The organism is Segatella salivae F0493 (assembly GCF_000477535.1).
Lineage (GTDB): Bacteria > Bacteroidota > Bacteroidia > Bacteroidales > Bacteroidaceae > Prevotella > Prevotella salivae.
The window spans coordinates 39,702-57,306 of the sequence record NZ_AWGW01000007.1; the positions used below are offsets into that span (position 1 = coordinate 39,702).

The 17,605-nt window shown below is 42.1% G+C and carries 15 protein-coding genes; 12 read left to right on the top strand and 3 right to left on the bottom strand.

The annotated features are described in order from the left end of the window. Window positions 1-20 precede the first annotated feature (20 nt). From queD to cls, 3 genes are read left to right on the top strand one after another with little or no spacing between them, the layout of a single operon-like run. Window positions 21-356: a 6-carboxytetrahydropterin synthase QueD gene (gene queD / locus HMPREF9145_RS02825; RefSeq protein ID WP_021824813.1), complete on the top strand. Its 336-nt coding sequence runs from the start codon at window positions 21-23 to the stop codon at window positions 354-356. Then, the gene (locus HMPREF9145_RS02830; protein ID WP_021824988.1) at window positions 340-912 is read left to right on the top strand and encodes a 7-carboxy-7-deazaguanine synthase QueE; all 573 of its coding nucleotides are present in this window, start codon (window positions 340-342) and stop codon (window positions 910-912) included. Before queD ends, HMPREF9145_RS02830 begins: the two co-directional genes overlap by 17 nt. Then, window positions 913-2,337 (top strand): cardiolipin synthase, encoded by a 1,425-nt coding sequence (gene cls, locus HMPREF9145_RS02835; protein WP_021824911.1) that lies wholly within the window; start codon window positions 913-915, stop codon window positions 2,335-2,337. Window positions 2,338-2,584: 247 nt separating this feature from the next. Here the strand turns inward: cls and HMPREF9145_RS02840 are convergent, their stop codons facing one another. Further along, window positions 2,585-3,439 carry an OmpA/MotB family protein gene (locus HMPREF9145_RS02840; protein WP_007135821.1) on the bottom strand — a complete coding sequence of 285 codons (855 nt, stop codon included), beginning with the start codon at window positions 3,437-3,439 and terminating at the stop codon, window positions 2,585-2,587. Between the two features lie 308 nt (window positions 3,440-3,747). Here HMPREF9145_RS02840 and HMPREF9145_RS02845 point away from each other — a divergent pair, with 308 nt between their 5' ends. The 6 genes from HMPREF9145_RS02845 to HMPREF9145_RS02870 all read left to right on the top strand — a co-directional run bounded on the left by HMPREF9145_RS02845 (window position 3,748) and on the right by HMPREF9145_RS02870 (window position 12,318). Further along, a complete protein-coding gene (locus tag HMPREF9145_RS02845) occupies window positions 3,748-4,290 on the top strand; it encodes a carboxypeptidase-like regulatory domain-containing protein (RefSeq protein ID WP_021825098.1) in 543 nt (180 codons plus the stop codon). Next, complete coding sequence (locus HMPREF9145_RS02850) at window positions 4,265-6,088, top strand: MutS-related protein (RefSeq protein WP_021825095.1); 1,824 nt, start codon at window positions 4,265-4,267, stop codon at window positions 6,086-6,088. The genes HMPREF9145_RS02845 and HMPREF9145_RS02850 overlap by 26 nt, the downstream gene beginning before the upstream one ends. Before the next feature lie 443 nt (window positions 6,089-6,531). Beyond that, window positions 6,532-10,266 (top strand): phosphoribosylformylglycinamidine synthase, encoded by a 3,735-nt coding sequence (gene purL, locus HMPREF9145_RS02855; RefSeq protein WP_021824918.1) that lies wholly within the window; start codon window positions 6,532-6,534, stop codon window positions 10,264-10,266. A gap of 16 nt (window positions 10,267-10,282) precedes the next feature. Next, window positions 10,283-10,819: a chromate transporter gene (locus HMPREF9145_RS02860; RefSeq protein WP_021825122.1), complete on the top strand. Its 537-nt coding sequence runs from the start codon at window positions 10,283-10,285 to the stop codon at window positions 10,817-10,819. Window positions 10,820-10,832: 13 nt separating this feature from the next. Then, a complete protein-coding gene (locus HMPREF9145_RS02865) occupies window positions 10,833-11,405 on the top strand; it encodes a chromate transporter (protein WP_021824811.1) in 573 nt (190 codons plus the stop codon). A 28-nt stretch (window positions 11,406-11,433) separates the two neighbouring features. Continuing rightward, on the top strand, window positions 11,434-12,318 hold the full coding sequence (locus tag HMPREF9145_RS02870) for a DMT family transporter (RefSeq protein WP_021824898.1): 885 nt from the start codon (window positions 11,434-11,436) through the stop codon (window positions 12,316-12,318). A gap of 19 nt (window positions 12,319-12,337) precedes the next feature. Here HMPREF9145_RS02870 and HMPREF9145_RS02875 read toward each other — a convergent pair whose 3' ends face one another. Further along, entirely contained in the window at window positions 12,338-12,826 is a 489-nt protein-coding gene (locus HMPREF9145_RS02875) for a DUF1648 domain-containing protein (protein WP_021825005.1), read from the bottom strand. A 261-nt stretch (window positions 12,827-13,087) separates the two neighbouring features. On the opposite strand from HMPREF9145_RS02875, the gene HMPREF9145_RS02880 reads away from it, so the two are divergent. Beyond that, on the top strand, window positions 13,088-13,987 hold the full coding sequence (locus tag HMPREF9145_RS02880; protein ID WP_007135811.1) for a diaminopimelate dehydrogenase: 900 nt from the start codon (window positions 13,088-13,090) through the stop codon (window positions 13,985-13,987). 242 nt (window positions 13,988-14,229) lie between these two features. On the opposite strand, the gene HMPREF9145_RS02885 is transcribed toward HMPREF9145_RS02880, so the two are convergent. Beyond that, window positions 14,230-14,424 (bottom strand): hypothetical protein, encoded by a 195-nt coding sequence (locus HMPREF9145_RS02885; protein ID WP_021825157.1) that lies wholly within the window; start codon window positions 14,422-14,424, stop codon window positions 14,230-14,232. Between the two features lie 139 nt (window positions 14,425-14,563). Between HMPREF9145_RS02885 and HMPREF9145_RS02890 the strand changes: the two genes are divergently transcribed. Both HMPREF9145_RS02890 and HMPREF9145_RS02895 read left to right on the top strand, forming a co-directional pair. Further along, window positions 14,564-15,490 carry a magnesium transporter CorA family protein gene (locus tag HMPREF9145_RS02890; RefSeq protein WP_007135810.1) on the top strand — a complete coding sequence of 309 codons (927 nt, stop codon included), beginning with the start codon at window positions 14,564-14,566 and terminating at the stop codon, window positions 15,488-15,490. A 120-nt stretch (window positions 15,491-15,610) separates the two neighbouring features. Continuing rightward, window positions 15,611-17,425: a DUF349 domain-containing protein gene (locus HMPREF9145_RS02895; RefSeq protein ID WP_021824957.1), complete on the top strand. Its 1,815-nt coding sequence runs from the start codon at window positions 15,611-15,613 to the stop codon at window positions 17,423-17,425. Window positions 17,426-17,605: the final 180 nt, after the last annotated feature.

A 17,605-nucleotide genomic window follows, 5' to 3' on the forward strand; every position in this document is an offset into this window, starting at 1 on the left:
CAGAATTAAACAGGAGGGGTATGTATTACATAAAAAAGAGTTTTGAAATATCAGCTTCACACCACTTAAAGCTCTCTTATCAGAGCAAATGCAGCAATGTGCATGGCCACAACTGGCATATCACGATATATTGTAAGTCGCGTGAGCTCAACAAAGACGGCATGGTGGCCGACTTTTCAGAAGTAAAACGCCTCATACATGACCGACTTGATCACGCCGATCTCAACAAAGTATTGCCTTTTAACCCTACAGCTGAGAACATAGCACACTGGATTACCAAGCAAATTCCTACGTGTTATAAGGCTGAAGTGCAAGAAAGTGAAGGGAATGTAGCTATATATGAGGAAGACTTATAACGTTAATGAGATCTTCTTTTCACTGCAAGGTGAGGGCCGAAATACGGGTCGTTGTGCAGTGTTTATACGTTTCAGCGGTTGCAATTTGAAGTGTAGTTTCTGTGACACGGACTTCAAATCATATCGTGAAATGACTGTCGATGACATTATTTCTGCCATTAGTAAGTGGAAGAAAGCAGGCTTTGTGGTTCTCACAGGAGGTGAACCTACCCTGCAAGTTGACGACAAATTGATTGATGCTTTGCATGCTTCGGGCTTCTATGTTGCTATGGAATCCAACGGAACAAGAGTTCCCCCGCAAAATCTTGACTGGCTAACAGTGTCGCCAAAAGGCTCAGTTGTTGTGACAAAGTGTAACGAATTAAAGTGCATTTTCGACGGAGAAAGTATGGTAGATGATGCCGGAATACAAGCCGACTACTATTATCTTCAGCCCTGTGATGTAGGAGATAAGACCAAGAATCAAGTCATCTTGCAAGCTTGTATCAGTTATATCCTATCACATCCAAAGTGGCGTCTGAGTCTGCAAACACACAAAATGATTGGTATTCAATAAATGTTCTATGTGTATTGGGTAATCATTCCCATCTACATTCTATCCATTTTGTTAGCCAGTTTGGCTGTACTCATGGACAATAGACAGCCTGCAAAGACTGTCGCTTGGCTCATGTTACTCTCCTTTATCCCGTTGATTGGCATTGTAATCTATATCTTTTTTGGACAGAATTATCGTAGGCAACACTTCATAAGTCAGCACAGTTTAGACGAACTAACGAAGCGAAGTATGCTTGAATTTGCCGAACAACGCAACCTACAACTGCCCGAAAATGCGCGCCAATTGATTCATCTCTTTGCCAATCAAAGCATGGCTTTGCCATTCAAAGATAACAATGTAGAGATATATACCAATGGAAGCGACTACTTCCTTGCCTTACTTCGTGCCATAGGAAGGGCTCAAGATCACATCCATATCGATACTTACATCTTTGATGATGACCCACTTGGCATGCTCATTGCAGACGCTTTGATTGATAAAGTAAGGCAAGGTGTCGAGGTAAGGATTATCTATGATGACGTTGGTTGCTGGAATGTTAGCGACCGATTCTTCGTGAAAATGAGGCATGAAGGGATAGAGATTAAACCCTTCATTCCAGTTCGTTTCCCCGCGTTAACAAGCAAAGTTAATTATCGAAACCATCGAAAGATTTGCGTGATTGACGGAGAAGTCGGCTTCATTGGAGGCATAAATATCGCTATGCGCTATGTAAAAGGGAGCAAAGGACGGCCTTGGCGCGACACACATATGGCCATAACAGGCGGTATTGTCTATTCCCTTCAACGTGCTTTCCTAATAGATTGGTACTTTGTTTCACGCACATTATTGTCTGATCACCGTTATTATCCTGAGACTTCTCACGTGGAAACATCCGGTTATTTGGCTCAAATTGTGACGAGTAGTCCCATACAACCATGGCCTGATATCATGCAAGGTTATGTCCGAATCTTAGTCGAAGCAAAGCGTTATGTCTATATGGAGACGCCCTATTTCCTACCTACTGAGCCGATACTTTTCGCCATTCGCACGGCTGCTTTGTCGGGAGTTGACGTACGATTAATGATTCCTATGTATGGTGATGCGAAGCTTGTTGAGTGGGCATGCAAGTCATATCTTGGCGAGATTGTAGAGGCAGGAGCCAAGGTTTTGCTTTATAAGGCGGGCTTTAATCACTCAAAACTCTTGGTCAGTGATGATTATTTCTGTACGTGTGGAAGCACAAATATTGACTTCAGAAGCTTCGAAAATAACTTTGAATGCAATATATTCTTCTATGATAAAGACTTAGCTTTGCGCATCAAAGAAATCTATTTGAATGACGAAAAGGATTGTGTCGACATCGAAGAGATACGCGATTACACGCACAGATCATTCGCTACACGACTTTGGGAGAGTATTGTCAGACTGCTAAGTCCGCTATTATAAGCAACAAACGCTATCCTTTCCGCTTCTGAAAAGAAAGTAAACAGCCCGTATCTCCTATCCTTCTTAAAACTAAAAGCATAGTAATCAGGCTGCAATTTGCTACAAATCATGCGGTAAAGTCCGTCAAATCACACGACAATTCAATAGAGATTACACAGCCCTTTTCCTCTAACATTAAGACAAACAAAAAGGGTAAGGTCAACGAATCAACCCTACCCTCTTTATGATTTAAGCCACAAGGTGGTGACTATTTCTTCTCTTCGGGAGCTTTGTCAATAAGATCCATAAACTGATCTAACTTCGGTGTAATAATAATCTGTGTACGGCGGTTGCGCTGTTTGCCCAATTCCGTGTCGTTAGTAGCCACAGGATTATACTCGCCTCGGCCTCCTGCAGTGAGTCGTTTTGGTGAAACACCGAAATGATCTTGCAGATATTGTACCACCGATGAAGCGCGAAGTGCAGAAAGATCCCAGTTGTTTCGAATATTCTTCATTGCAGCCGACTTTGTGTTTACAGGCACATTATCGGTGTTTCCCTCAATAAGTACGTCATAATCTTTATAATCCATGATAATCTTTGCAATCTTTCCAAGCGTCTCTTCAGCCCGATCATTGATTTCATAACTACCACTTCTGTAAAGCATATTATCTGCAAGAGAGATATAAACGACGCCTTTCAGCACGCGAACATCTACTTCTTTCATCTCCTCACGACTCAAAGAACGAGTCAGATTGTTAGTCAACACTAAGTTGAGTGAGTCGCTCTTGCTCTTCACTTCAACCAAATGGCGGATATATTGATTACTTTCGTTAATCTGATCTACCAGCTTTGAGATATTGATATTATTGGCATTGGCGTTCAAAAGGCTTTTATCGAGCGAACCTTGTAACGCTGCAAAGTCCTTCTTTTGCTGTGCCAACTGCTCCTCAAGACTGGCAACTCGCGCCTTACTTGCAGCCAGTTCTTCTTTCGTATTCTGATAGTTTGCTGTCAGTTCTCTATTTTCTGACTGACAATTCTCTAAGTCTTTCTTGCTTGCGCAACTGCTAACGAGCAACATTCCAGCTGCCATCGTGAGCAACAATACATGTTTTTTCATATTACTCTCTTTTTAATTTATAGTTCATTCATTAGATATTGCAAATATACGCCTTACAAATTGAAACAAGAAAAAAGTTTACTTGATTTTGTGTTATTTAACGAACGTCAACCTCCTAAGCTGCTTTTACTCGCTCTTTACATTGATTTTTGGAGGTCGTTCGATTCAGAGGATTTCTTTAACTTACAAGAAATATTCAAAAAAAGATAAGAAAACATAAACGCAAAGAGGCTTTATTGCGCTTTACTTTTTTATGTTTAACTTTGCGACAAAAGTCATATCAGACCATTCTTAAACAGGAACGGAAAATGAAAAAGAAGCTAATCTTTTCAACGTTATTGCTTTTCGGAACGATGCCCCACGTCTGGGCACAACACGAAGGCATTGTTCTTGACATGGAAACTCGCCAACCTTTGGCTGGTGTTAAAGTCTACACAAACACCAATAAGATGTATATGACTGACCGACAAGGCCACTTTTCAATCACAGATCGAACCACACGGAGTGTCACTTTCTCGCATAGTAGTTATGTAAAGCGCACACTTAACCTCACAAACTATAAGGATACGGTGTTGCTTTTGCCTAAAGACATCACGATAAACACGGTTGTTATCACCGCAAAAGCACCCACAATAATGAAGAGTGCGCCTATAAACGCATCAACAGTAATTAGTAAGGACCCGCTCTTGAAACCTCCTTCACCCACTGGCTACAACTTTCTTTGGTTCTTAGAAAGGGGTAGTAAGGTGCCGGGAAAGGTCATGCGAAAGGCTCACGAGGCTGTAAAGAACTATACACCCGACCCAAATCCACAACAAAAAGATAATGAACAATCAAACGTACTACCTTGAACAAAAGGCAAAAGCAACTGCCATTGCAACACGACTGAAACGATTCAGCCGACTCTTTATCATTGCAGAGATTGCACTTTTCGCACTCATCATAGGCGCGTTGGCCATAGCTTTCATGACCACATGGACACTATTGGGAACCATTTTGGCTGTTATCAGCTTCATTGCCTACGTGTTTACACGCTCCTTTGACAACAAAAACACACACAATATAAAGCAAACCGAGCAACTCATTGCCGTATATACCCACGAACTTGAAGCCATTAACGGAGACTATTCGGCTTTCGACAGTGGACAAGACTTTATTGATTATCAACATCCCTTTACCTATGATCTCGATGTTTTTGGGCAAAACTCACTCTTTGCACGCCTTAACCGCACAGTGACCACAGGGGGACGAGTGCAACTATCACGTAATCTTTCATTCAAAGATGTGCGGTTTCAGCATGAAGAAATACGCTATATGAGTCATGAAGTCAATTTCATGGACCGCTTTCAAGCCTTGGGAGAAGGGACAAAAGTTGACACTTTACAATTGCTTTCGATTCGAGACAGCCTCACAACAGCATCAATTCCTCGATGGTTTTCTACGCGATGGTCGCTCATTGTGGCTTCACTGACCCTCTGTCTGCTGCCATTACTCATCATTCTTTCCGTCTTCAAACTCGTTGACGGCAATGTACCGGTGTTCTATGCTACGTTGCAATTCTTCATCGTTTACCTGCTTTGTAACAGCCACGCACGGCAGATTGCCAAACAAACAGCCGAAATTCACAATGCAGCCGAAAACTTTTTGTTGCTCATAAAACAAGCGATTACCCTGCAACAGCTGCCTTCTTCCCTGCAAAAAGAAGTCGAAACGCTTCGCAATGCACAACAACAGGCCACATTATTAAATAGTATTATCAACCGACTTGACCGCAGAGGAAACATCCTTGGGCTGATGCTTATCGACACTTTTGGACTGAACGACTACTTCCTTATCCGCGAATACCTGCGTTGGGAGGCTGACTTCAAGAATCAAATCGAAGCAGAAGTTGTCGCATTAAGCCACATTGATGCCCTCGTTTCGTGGGGACGCTTCGCCTATAATCACCCAGAAGCTACCACAGCCGAAGTCACTTCAGACACCAATGTCAGTGTAGAGACTGAGGAAATCTACCATCCTTTCTTGGGAACGAAAGCCATAAAGAACAACTTTTCGATAGTAAACGGAAGCTATACTATCGTGACTGGAGCCAACATGGCGGGTAAAAGCACCTTCCTAAGGACCATTGGTATCAACTATATCTTAGCCAGAAATGGCGGTCCTGTGTTTGCAAAACGCATGCGAACTTCAACATTTAACCTCTTCAGTAGCATGCGAACAACGGATGATTTGGATAGAGGTATCTCTTATTTCAATGCCGAACTCCGCCGACTTCAACAGCTAATACGCTTTTGTAAGCACCCTTTCTACACCGAAGGAAAGCCAACAGAGAGTGCGTCGACACTCATTATTCTCGATGAAATACTAAAAGGCACGAATTCACTCGACAAACTTAATGGTTCAAGATTATTCTTAGAGAACATCTGTTGCCTACCCGTTACTGGCCTCATCGCCACACACGACCTCGAACTTTCAAAGCTTCAAGACACCAATCCACAGCGATTCAGCAACTATTGCTTTGAGATTGAACTCGGAACGGATGTCACCTATTCTTATAAAATCACGCCGGGCGTGGCACGAAATCAAAATGCAACCTATCTGCTGAAAGGCGTATTAAAAGAGATTAATGCTGAAAACGACAAACAATAACGTGCATTGCAAAGCATAAAATGGGCTAAAACCATACCAACATCTATGGTGTTGACCACTCCACTACACGCATAACCTATGGTAGGTTGGCGCCAACCTTGGGCTATAAGCCTTACAATGCCTACAACGTTGAACTGCAATTGCTTTGCAATCTCCTGCATTTTACACGATAAACAGCGTCATTTTACGCCACAATTTGCGTCATTTTATCGCATGATTTGCATCAAATCATGTAACGACCTGACGCTTGTGCGCTATGATTATCTATGCCAAGACCATATCAAATGTTCAAATATGCGCTGTGTTTCACCGCCAACAACACCCGTGATAGCAACACATGAGACTTCAACGAAATAAAAACCACCCATTTATTTTGATTTATGAGTGATTTACATTAACTTTGCACAACAGAATATATCACCTATTTATAACTATATAAAAGTATGATTCTTTTCTTCAGAACGCCTTCAAAGAGCGTGATTGCAACAGAGATTGACCATCAACCCCAAGCTGATGAGATTAGCAAATTAAGCTGGTTGTTTGGTGATGCAAAGCCAGAGGAGGCTCAACAACTTTCGGGTTTCTTCGTCGGTCCACGTAAAGAAATGATTACTCCATGGAGTACGAATGCCGTTGAGATTACTCAAAACATGAGTCTTAACGGCATTTCGCGTATTGAAGAGTATTTCCCCGTAGACTCAGAAGAGGCAGAACATGACCCAATGTTACAGCGTATGTATCATGGTATCGGTCAAGACGTCTTCAAAGTAGACCATAAACCCGAGCCAATTAAATACGTAAATGACTTGGAAAAGTATAATGAAGAAGAAGGACTTGCATTGAGTAAAGACGAGATTTCCTATCTACATACGCTTGAAAAAGACAATGGTCGTCCGCTAACGGATTCTGAAATATTCGGCTTTGCGCAAATAAACTCAGAGCATTGTCGCCACAAAATATTCGGTGGAAAGTTTGTAATTGACGGACAAGAAAAGGAATCTTCGCTCTTCAACTTAATCAAAAAGACAACGCAAGAGAATCCAAACAAGATACTTTCTGCCTATAAAGACAACGTCGCTTTTGCCCAAGGACCAGTCATTGAGCAGTTTGCACCGGAGAATCAAAGCACAAGTGACTATTTCAAAGTAAAGGAAATAGAGAGTGTTATCTCTCTAAAGGCAGAGACACATAACTTTCCTACGACGGTAGAACCATTCAATGGAGCCGCTACCGGCACAGGAGGTGAGATACGAGATCGCATGGGTGGCGGTGTTGGTTCATGGCCAATAGCTGGTACAGCCTGTTATATGACAGCCTATCCTCGCCTGAAAGACGACAATGGTAAAGCCGATGTAGACCGCGATTGGGAAGATATTGTCCCCGTGCGCAAGTGGCTTTATCAGAATCCTGAACAGATATTAATCAAAGCTTCGAATGGCGCGAGCGACTTTGGAAACAAGTTTGGTCAGCCATTAATTTGCGGTTCAGTGCTCACTTTCGAGCATCAGGAGAACCAAGAGAAGTATGCTTATGACAAGGTTATCATGCTTGCAGGAGGTGTGGGCTATGGAAAGAAGCGCGATTGTCTAAAGAAAGAGCCCCAAAAAGGCAACAAAGTAGTCGTTGTTGGCGGTGATAACTATCGCATAGGCTTAGGGGGTGGCAGTGTATCTTCAGTCGATACAGGTCGCTATAGCAATGGAATTGAGCTGAATGCCATACAGCGTGCCAACCCCGAAATGCAGAAACGAGCTTACAATCTCGTTCGTGCCTTGGTGGAAGAAGATGAGAATCCCGTTGTAAGTATACATGACCATGGCAGCGCAGGGCACTTGAATTGTCTTTCAGAATTAGTCGAAGAGTGCGGTGGAGAGATTGACATGAGCAAACTTCCAATAGGAGACAAGACGCTCTCTGCAAAGGAAATCATTGCTAATGAGAGTCAAGAGCGCATGGGATTACTCATTGATGAGAAGTATTTAGACCACGTTCAACAGATTGCCGAGCGTGAACGTGCGCCGATGTATGTAGTGGGTGAGACGACAGGTGATGCGCATTTCAGTTTCAAACAGGCTGATGGTGTGAAGCCATTCGACTTAGATGTGGCACAGATGTTTGGTCATACACCGCAGACAATCATGGTAGATGAGACCGTAGAACGCCGATATGAGGACGTCACTTATAACGAAACACAACTTGATGACTATCTAAACCGCATGTTACAACTTGAAGCTGTGGCCTGCAAAGATTGGTTAACAAACAAGGTTGACCGTTCAGTTACGGGAAAGATTGCCCGTCAACAGGGACAAGGTGAAATCCAATTACCGCTCTCCGATTGTGGCGTTGTGGCCTTAGATTATCGTGGTGAGAAGGGAATTGCTACCGCAATGGGACATGCTCCGCAAGCCGGCTTGGCAGATCCAAAGGCAGGTAGCGTGCTCTCTGTAGCCGAATCATTAACCAATCTCGTTTGGGCGCCGTTGGCAGAAGGCTTAGATAGCGTCAGCTTAAGCGCCAATTGGATGTGGCCTTGCCGTTCACAGAAGGGTGAAGATGCCCGACTTTATGAAGCAGTTGAGGCATTAAGCGACTTCTGTTGCGCCATTCATGTGAATGTTCCGACTGGAAAAGATTCGCTTTCTCTATCACAACAGTATCCAAACGGAGAGAAAATCATTGCTCCAGGCACTGTAATTGTCAGCGCCGGAGGTGAAGTTAGCGACGTAAAGAAGACAGTTAGTTCTGTGATTGTTAACGATAAGAACTCCAGTCTCTATCATATTGACTTCAGTTTTGACGAACAACATCTTGGTGGTAGTGCCTTTGCACAGAGTCTTGGCAAAGTAGGCAGCGACGTTCCGACTGTAAAGAACCCCGAATACTTTGTAGATTGCTTCAACGCTATACAGGAATTGATTCATCGCGGATGGGTAATGGCGGGCCATGATATTAGTGCTGGTGGCTTGATTACAACGTTATTGGAGATGACTTTCGCTAATAAGACGGGAGGTTTGAACATTAATCTACACGCGATTGCAGGCAAAGACATCATTAAAATACTATTCGCCGAGAACCCAGGAGTTGTTATTCAGGTGAGCGATACACACAAAGAAGCACTCATGGAGTATCTCGATGAGTCGGGAATTGGCTATGCTAAGATTGGTTATCCAGTGCCAAATGAACGCAAAATCACTGTAAAGAAGGATGAATATGTACATGATTTCGACATCGATGCACTGAGAGATACTTGGTTTAAGACTTCATATTTGTTGGATCGCGACCAGAGTTTCAATGGAATGGCAAAGAAGCGATTCACCAACTACAAGAAACAAGCGATTGAGTTAAAGTTTAATAGCAACTTCAAAGGCACCTTAGAGAGCTATGGTTTGACTGCCGACAGACGCGAACCATCAGGAATCAAGGCCGCAATCATACGAGAAAAGGGAACCAATGGAGAGCGAGAGATGGCTTATACGCTTTATTTGGCAGGCTTTGATGTTAAAGATGTCACGATGACCGACCTCATTAGTGGACGCGAAACGCTTGAAGATGTGAACTTCATCGTGTTCTGTGGTGGTTTCTCTAATAGCGATGTACTCGGTAGTGCGAAAGGATGGGCAGGCGCATTCCTATATAACGAGAAAGCAAAACAAGCCCTTGAGAAGTTCTATTCGCGTCAAAACACGATGAGTCTTGGCGTTTGTAATGGGTGTCAACTCATGGTAGAGTTGAACTTAATCAACCCAAATCACGAGCACAGGAGCCACTTATGTCACAACACTTCAAAGAAGTTTGAGAGCACATTCCTTGGCTTAACTATCCCTAAGAACAATAGTATCATGATGCAAAGTCTTAGTGGAAGTAAACTCGGTATATGGGTTGCACATGGTGAAGGCCGTTTCTATCTGCCCGAATCTGAAGACCATTATAACGTTGTTGCTAAGTATAATTATGCCGAATACCCAGGAAATCCGAATGGTTCTGACTATAATGTTGCTGCAATTTGTTCGGAAGACGGACGCCATTTGGCTATGATGCCTCACCCAGAACGTGCAATCTTCCCATGGCAGAATGCCTATTATCCATTCAATCGCAAGCAAGATGAGGTGTCACCATGGATAGAAGCCTTCGTCAATGCACGCAAATGGATAGAAGAGAAGACAAGAACAGAAGAATAATAACTAACAAAAAAGAATGTATCTAACATTATTCAAGACATTCTTTAAGCTGGGAATAGCCACCTTTTGGGGTGGCTATACCATGCTTTCCAAGATAGAAGATGATGTGGTTCGACACCATCAATGGATGAGTCAGCAAGAGTTTACCGACCTACTTGCCTTGGTTCAGACCTGTCCTGGTGTCTTTTTTATCAATATGAGCACGTTTATTGGCTATAAGATAAAGAAGACTCGCGGCGCTATTTGCACCACTTTAGGAACTGTTTTGCCGTCATTTCTCATCATACTTCTTATCGCAACGTTCTTCCATAAGCTTCAAAACAATCCGATTATTGCGTCAATCTTTGCGGGTATTCGACCTGCTATTGTGGCCTTAATTGCCATTCCTACGTTCACATTAGCTAAAGAAACACACATCAATCTGACAAATTGTTGGATACCAATTGCAGGATCTTTGGCCATTTGGCTACTCGGAATGAATCCTATTTGGGTAATACTTGCAGCGGCTTTTGGTGGATATATCTATGGAAACTATATCAAACCAACAGAATAAACAACATCGATAAATGGTATTTTTACAGCTTTTCATCGCGTTTTTTGCAATTGGTTTGTTCGGCTTTGGTGGCGAATATGCCATGGTTTCGTTACTCCAGAACATCCTTGTCAACCGCTTTCACTGGCTCAGTGTAGGCGAATTCACGAATGTTATCGCTGTAAGTCAGATGACACCTGGCCCAATCAGTCTCAACACAGCTACCTATTGTGGTTATACAGCCATACAACAAGCCGGTTATTCTGACTTGCTTGCCGTGGTCGGTTCTATCACTGCAACCCTTGCTTTGATACTTCCTTCATTCCTGTTGATGCTATTTGTTTGCAAGATGTTCATCAAATATATGAACACAACGACTGTACAGAGCATATTACTTGGTTTGCGTCCTATGATTGTTGGCTTATTATTGGCATCTACTTTACTATTAATGACCCCCGAGAACTTCTCTACTCCCGCCAATCCTTGGGCGTTTTGGATTAGCATAGGCCTTTTCATTGCGACATTTGTAGGTGTGAAAGTCGTTGGCATTAACCCCTTACGAATGATTGGTTATTCAGCCTTTGCAGGCCTACTTTTATTATATTAATTCACGATATCAACGATTTTAGCCATCCATGACAGACAAATCACGACTGAAAGGCTATGTAGAAGCCATTATTTCTTCGGCTACTTTTGGCACAATTCCCCTTTTCAGCATCCCCGTTTTGGCTGCAGGCATGCAGATATCCTCATTACTTGTTTATAGGTTTGGATTCGCTTGTCTGATGATGATGGCTGTACTCATCTATAATGGAAAGTCACTTCGCATCACCTTTGGAGAGGGATTGCGACTCACTTTCATGTCACTACTCTATGCCGTTTCAGCCATTTGTTTAATCAATGGCTATCATTATTTGCCGAGTGGAGTGGCTACAACCTTGCTGTTTTCCTATCCCGTGTTTACCGCAATCCTTGAAATCATCTTCTCACACCACCGACTTACGTTTCCCGTTGCATTCTCCATAGCACTCGCTGTGGCTGGTGTTGCGATGTTATCTGGCATTATTGTGAACGGCTTTGACGTCAATTCATCCATCGGTTTGCTGTTAGAACTCTCCTCAGGATTACTCTATGCAATCTATATGGTGGCTTATCCGAACATGAAAATAAAGCGAATGGGCAGCCTAAAGACAAACTTCTTTATGTTCTTTATGGCTATGATAATCCTGGCTTTATATTCATTTTTCACCATGGGACACATCCAACCCATTGGCGATGTGCATGTGTTTTTCTACCTATTATTATTAGGTTGCATCCCAACAACTATCAGTAACGTGACCTTAGTCATGGCAATGAAGCACATAGACAGTACGAGTGTTGCCACACTTGGTGCCTTTGAACCGCTCACTGCCATGCTGATTGGCATATTAGTCTTTGGGGAACCCATGACCCGGTATGTCGTTGTAGGCTTTATGATGATTGTTTCAGCCGTATACATCTTAATCAAACATCACGCATAACGACTGAAAAGTTAGCGCATTATCCTAACTTTCTAATCTTAAACGAAATGCTTACAGACCCATAAACGAGTGAACAAAGTAACAGGATAAAGGCTATCAACACCACCATTTTAGGCAAAACTACGGGCACAAGCAACATGATTACGCACGCCATTAAAAAGATAAAATGAAACGTTAAGCGATACATGAACTTGCGGGTCAAGGCCTTTTGTGCCTCATTCATCTTGCTATAAGAGAGTCGGTCAACATGAATCAAAGACATTTTACCATGTGCAGCCAAGATGCCGAGCAGGCCTAAGCACACTCCTATGACTGCAAGCACCATCAAAGTTGACTTCGGTCCATACGCTGTTGGACTTGAAAGATTCCATTCATAGTGTATAGGAATTGTCTGAGGTGCCAGGTCATAGACATGCGCGGTAAGCATAACAAGTCCTACCAGCAATGCTAATATCAAGAAATCATTACGATATTTCGTGTTCTCTTGTTTGTTTTCAGGTGTTGACATTGCGCTCTTTATTCTTTTGTTTACTATGCAAATATAAACAAAATAAATGGTTATACATGCTTTTGTCCCTGCTATTTATTCATAAAAAACTAAAAACGAGTCATGGATAGCGTCCTTTCAAGCTCACCAAACACACCGAACCATGCCACAACTATTAAAAAATGACAAAACAAAAAGAAAAGATTGAATTATTCATTAAAATCATGTAAATTTGTGAACACTGATTAAATCAGGAGAAATCTAACGAAAAAGAAAACCAAAATGAAGAAGATCAGAGCAGCAGTTGTAGGCTATGGAAACATCGGTCACTACACAATTGAGGCACTTGAAGCCTCACCCGACTTCGAGATTGCAGGCGTTGTGCGCCGCCAAGGAAGTCAAGACAAACCACAAGCACTGGCAAACTATGAAGTGGTTGACGACATTTCAAAACTCAAAAACGTTGATGTTGCCATCTTAGCAACACCTACTCGTAGTTGTCCCGAGTATGCCGAAAGGATTACTTCTTTAGGTATTAACACCGTGGATAGCTTCGACATACACACTTCTATCCTTGATTATAGGACGCAACAGATGGCAAACAACAAGAAAACTAATACTGTAAGTGTCATCTCTGCAGGCTGGGATCCGGGCTCAGACTCTATTGTTCGAGTACTCATGGAGAGTCTCGCGCCGAAGGGTTTAACCTATACCAACTTCGGACCGGGTATGTCAATGGGTCACTCTGTGTGTGTGCGTAGTAAGAAAGGTGTAAAGAATGCGCTCTCAGTTACTATCCCATTGGGAGAAGGAATCCATCGCCGCATGGTCTATGTAGAATTGGAAGACGGTGCAAAACTTGAAGAAGTGACCGCTGAAATCAAAGCCGATCCCTATTTCTCTCATGATGAAACCCACGTGTTTGCGGTGGCTTCTGTAGACGATGTGCGTGACATGGGACATGGAGTGAACTTAGTTCGCAAAGGCGTTTCAGGCAAAACACAAAACCAACGCTTAGAGTTTAATATGAGCATCAACAATCCGGCACTCACCGCTCAGGTATTAGTCAACGTGGCACGCGCATCAATGCGACTTCAGCCCGGTTGCTACACAATGCCCGAAATCCCAGTTATCGACATGCTTCCAGGCACGCGTGAGGAGATTGTTGCTACTCTTGTATAAGGCAAAATCAATGTAAAGGGGTTGCTAAAACCATAACATTTATTGATGAAAATACTTAAAAAAGCGGACAAACTATGTTTGTCCGCTTTTTGTGTTGTATGCTTCGTCCTTCCCCCTCCTACTCCTTCCTAAGCCAGCATCAGCATGCCTCATATTGGAAAGTAAAACCTATCATTTTAGGGCGTGAAAAGCGTCATTTTACGTAACAATTAGCGTCATTTCATCGCATGTTTCGCGTCATATTACAACGTGAAATGGCCTATATCACATGATGAATCTACACTAAGCGTGTTATATAGTAGCACGAAACGACTTGCAGCCATATTATCTGTTGCACTCATCTCCACTTGAATCATGTCCTCTTCTGTGCGAACACAAGTAATTTTTTCGTTTTTGTTGCCAAACTTTCTTTCTGAAAGCACGTAATGTTTCAACATAATTGCTTATCTTTGCAGCGTTAAATCAAAACATAATTCAAATATGGACGATTATCACGCGGAAACATTTCGTTTGAAGGCGTGAGGTTTAGCATGATGCTAATCCCCACACCTTATTAATCAATGGAGGTTAGCAAGAATGAGAAACTATTGGAACATAGAGAAGAATCTAAATGCCATTAAAGAGTGGCAACCCAATTGTTGGATACAAGTTACATGCCCAACAGACGAAGATCAGGAATATCTTCAAGACACATTTCATATCCCCGACTACTTTCTTTCAGACATTAGCGATACCGATGAGCGTGCCCGCTATGAATATGATGACGGCTGGATGCTCATCATTCTACGTATTCCATACGTAAAAGAGGTGCGTTCGCGCACACCATATACCACAGTTCCGCTCGGTATTATCCACAAACGAGACGTTACAATCACGGTATGTTACTACGAAACTAATATGATGATAGACTTTGTTAGCTATCAACAGAAGCGACATGAAGGCTTTACTGACTTCGTAGATATGACGTTTAGATTGTTCCTTTCAAGTGCAGTTTGGTATTTGAAACGACTCAAACAAATCAGTAACCTCATTGAAAAGGCGAAACATAATCTTGATCAAGATGTGAACAATGAGAGTCTAATTGGGCTGAGCCGACTACAAGATTCACTGACATATTTTATCACTTCAATACGTGGAAACGAGAACTTGTTGCAGAAACTAAAGTTCAAATTGCAGGTGGATGAACTCGATGCAGACCTTATTGAGGACGTAGGCATTGAGATGACTCAGGCACGTGAGACAACAAATATCTACTCAGACATTCTCAAATCGACAATGGATACCTATTCAAGTATCATCAACAACAACATGAATACCGTCATGCGAACCCTGACTTCGGTAAGTATCATCATGATGTTCCCTACACTTATCTCAAGTCTTTTCGGCATGAACCTCGTCAATGGCATGGAAACGAGCACGTATGGATTTACAATTGCAATCGTTCTTTCAGTCGTTGTATCAGGCGCTTCGTGGTGGATTTTGAGACGTAAACGTTTGTTATAGCGTGTAAAAAGAAAAAACAATGATTTAATTAGGATTTTCCAGTTTTTTTATTTAAGTTTGCATGATGTTAGTTATTGCATCATGCAATGGAAAACTCAAGTCATAAACTAAATCGGTTAAATGATGGACTCTCAAGAAAACACCCTAAAAGAGGGAACAATAAGTGAAGAACAGCAAGTTAAAGAAACATCTGTTCCTGTTGAAAACACAGCAACTACGCTCACAAGTTCAAAGAATTATAAGAGCAAAGCAGAAATTATTGAACGACTGAAAGAAATAGTTGGCAATGACGAAAACCCCACAAAGGAGGAACTCGACCATCTAAAGACATCGTTCTATAAGTTGCATATTGCAGAGCGAGAGGCTCAACAGAAGGCTTATCTCGAGGCAGGTGGCGACCCCGATAAATATGTTTTGGTCCCTGATGAAGCAGAAGATGTGTTCAAAGCAGAAATGGGAGTCATCAAAGAACGACGTGCTAAACTCTTCCTACAGCAAGAAGCTGAGAAACAAGAAAACTTGGAAAAGAAGCTCAATATCATTGAACGAATCAAGAATATGGCTTCCTCTCCCGAAGAAGCAAATAAGAATTATAATGAATTCAAAGAGCTTCAACAGCAATGGAAGGATATAAAGAACGTACCAGCAGACAAGGCTAACGAGCTGTGGCGTAACTATCAACTTTATGTTGAGCAATATTATGATCAGCTAAACCTTAATCGTGAGGCAAGAGAATACGACTTTAAAAAGAATCTCGGCATAAAGAATCATCTGTGTGAGGCGGCAGAAAAGCTCGCCGAAGAACCCGATGTAATCAGCGCCTTCCATCAATTGCAGGAACTACATCAGCAATTTCGTGAGGTAGGTCCAGTCGCAAAGGAACTCAGAGACGAAGTATGGACACGATTTAAAGCTGCTTCTACGGTCATCAATAAACGTCATCAACAACACTTTGACGAGCTACGCGCCAAGGAAGAAGATAACCTTGTAAAGAAGACTGCACTCTGTGAGAAAGTTGAAGACATCGTAAAAGATGAGCATAAAGGTGCGAACGAGTGGGAAAAACTGACGAAAGAAATCATTGATATCCAAGCAGAATGGAAGAAGATTGGCTTCGCTCCGCAGAAGATGAACGTCAAAATATTCGAACGTTTCCGTGCAGCATGCGACGATTTCTTCTCAAAGAAAGCTGCATTCTTTAAGGAAATGAAACAGCGTTACAATGAGAATATTGCTAAAAAGCAGTCACTCATTGAGAAGGCTGAAGCCTTAATGGAGAGTACCGACTGGAAAGTGACAACCGATAAGATGATTGCTTTGCAGAAAGAATGGAAGACTATAGGAGCTGTTCCAAAGAAAGTTGGTGACGAACTATGGAGTAAATTCCTTGAGGCTTGCAACAAATTCTTTGAAGCACGCAATGCTGCTAACGCAGGAACTCGTAATGAAGAGCGCACTAATCTTGACAAGAAGAAAGCCATTATCAGCCAACTCAAAGAATTGGTAGAGGGTAATGTTGATGACTTACAAGAGAAAGTGAAAGGATTAGTCGATGAATATGCAAAGATAGGTCACGTTCCTTATAAAGAGAAAGATAAGCTCTATAAGCAATATCACGAGATTCTTGACAAACTTTATGATGACCTTCATGTTACAACAGCAAAGAGAAAATTAGATAATTTCAAGAGCAACTTGAAGAATGTAGTAAAGCGTGGCGAGGATGCTCTTGACAATGAACGAGGTCGTTTGATGAGACGTTACGAAGGATTAAAGCAGGAAATCAACACCTATGAGAATAATCTTGGTTTCTTAAATGCAAGTAGTAAGAAGGGAAACAGCCTCATAGACGAGATGAATCGCAAGGTACAGAGACTGAAAGATGACATGGAATTAATCAAGCAAAAGATTAAAACTATCGACTCAGAAAACAAATAAGACAGAATGATTTCATATCATAAAGAGATGCATCTAAATGGATGTGTCTCTTTTTTTTAGTCTATTCCTAACCTAAATCTATTATAATTGGATAACACTTATATAGACTTTGATTCGCTTAAACAGCAACTCCATGAGACTTATGCAAAGAGATGCCAATACCATTAGGATGAAAGGGGA

Bases quoted from the DNA above. Each gene is read 5' to 3' on its own strand.
- queD (WP_021824813.1), top strand. From the start codon at position 21: ATGTATTACATAAAAAAGAGTTTTGAAATATCAGCTTCACACCACTTA.
- HMPREF9145_RS02830 (WP_021824988.1), top strand. From the start codon at position 340: ATGAGGAAGACTTATAACGTTAATGAGATCTTCTTTTCACTGCAAGGT.
- cls (WP_021824911.1), top strand. From the start codon at position 913: ATGTTCTATGTGTATTGGGTAATCATTCCCATCTACATTCTATCCATT.
- HMPREF9145_RS02840 (WP_007135821.1), bottom strand. From the start codon at position 3,439: ATGAAAAAACATGTATTGTTGCTCACGATGGCAGCTGGAATGTTGCTC.
- HMPREF9145_RS02845 (WP_021825098.1), top strand. From the start codon at position 3,748: ATGAAAAAGAAGCTAATCTTTTCAACGTTATTGCTTTTCGGAACGATG.
- HMPREF9145_RS02850 (WP_021825095.1), top strand. From the start codon at position 4,265: ATGAACAATCAAACGTACTACCTTGAACAAAAGGCAAAAGCAACTGCC.
- purL (WP_021824918.1), top strand. From the start codon at position 6,532: ATGATTCTTTTCTTCAGAACGCCTTCAAAGAGCGTGATTGCAACAGAG.
- HMPREF9145_RS02860 (WP_021825122.1), top strand. From the start codon at position 10,283: ATGTATCTAACATTATTCAAGACATTCTTTAAGCTGGGAATAGCCACC.
- HMPREF9145_RS02865 (WP_021824811.1), top strand. From the start codon at position 10,833: ATGGTATTTTTACAGCTTTTCATCGCGTTTTTTGCAATTGGTTTGTTC.
- HMPREF9145_RS02870 (WP_021824898.1), top strand. From the start codon at position 11,434: ATGACAGACAAATCACGACTGAAAGGCTATGTAGAAGCCATTATTTCT.
- HMPREF9145_RS02875 (WP_021825005.1), bottom strand. From the start codon at position 12,826: ATGTCAACACCTGAAAACAAACAAGAGAACACGAAATATCGTAATGAT.
- HMPREF9145_RS02880 (WP_007135811.1), top strand. From the start codon at position 13,088: ATGAAGAAGATCAGAGCAGCAGTTGTAGGCTATGGAAACATCGGTCAC.
- HMPREF9145_RS02885 (WP_021825157.1), bottom strand. From the start codon at position 14,424: ATGTTGAAACATTACGTGCTTTCAGAAAGAAAGTTTGGCAACAAAAAC.
- HMPREF9145_RS02890 (WP_007135810.1), top strand. From the start codon at position 14,564: ATGAGAAACTATTGGAACATAGAGAAGAATCTAAATGCCATTAAAGAG.
- HMPREF9145_RS02895 (WP_021824957.1), top strand. From the start codon at position 15,611: ATGATGGACTCTCAAGAAAACACCCTAAAAGAGGGAACAATAAGTGAA.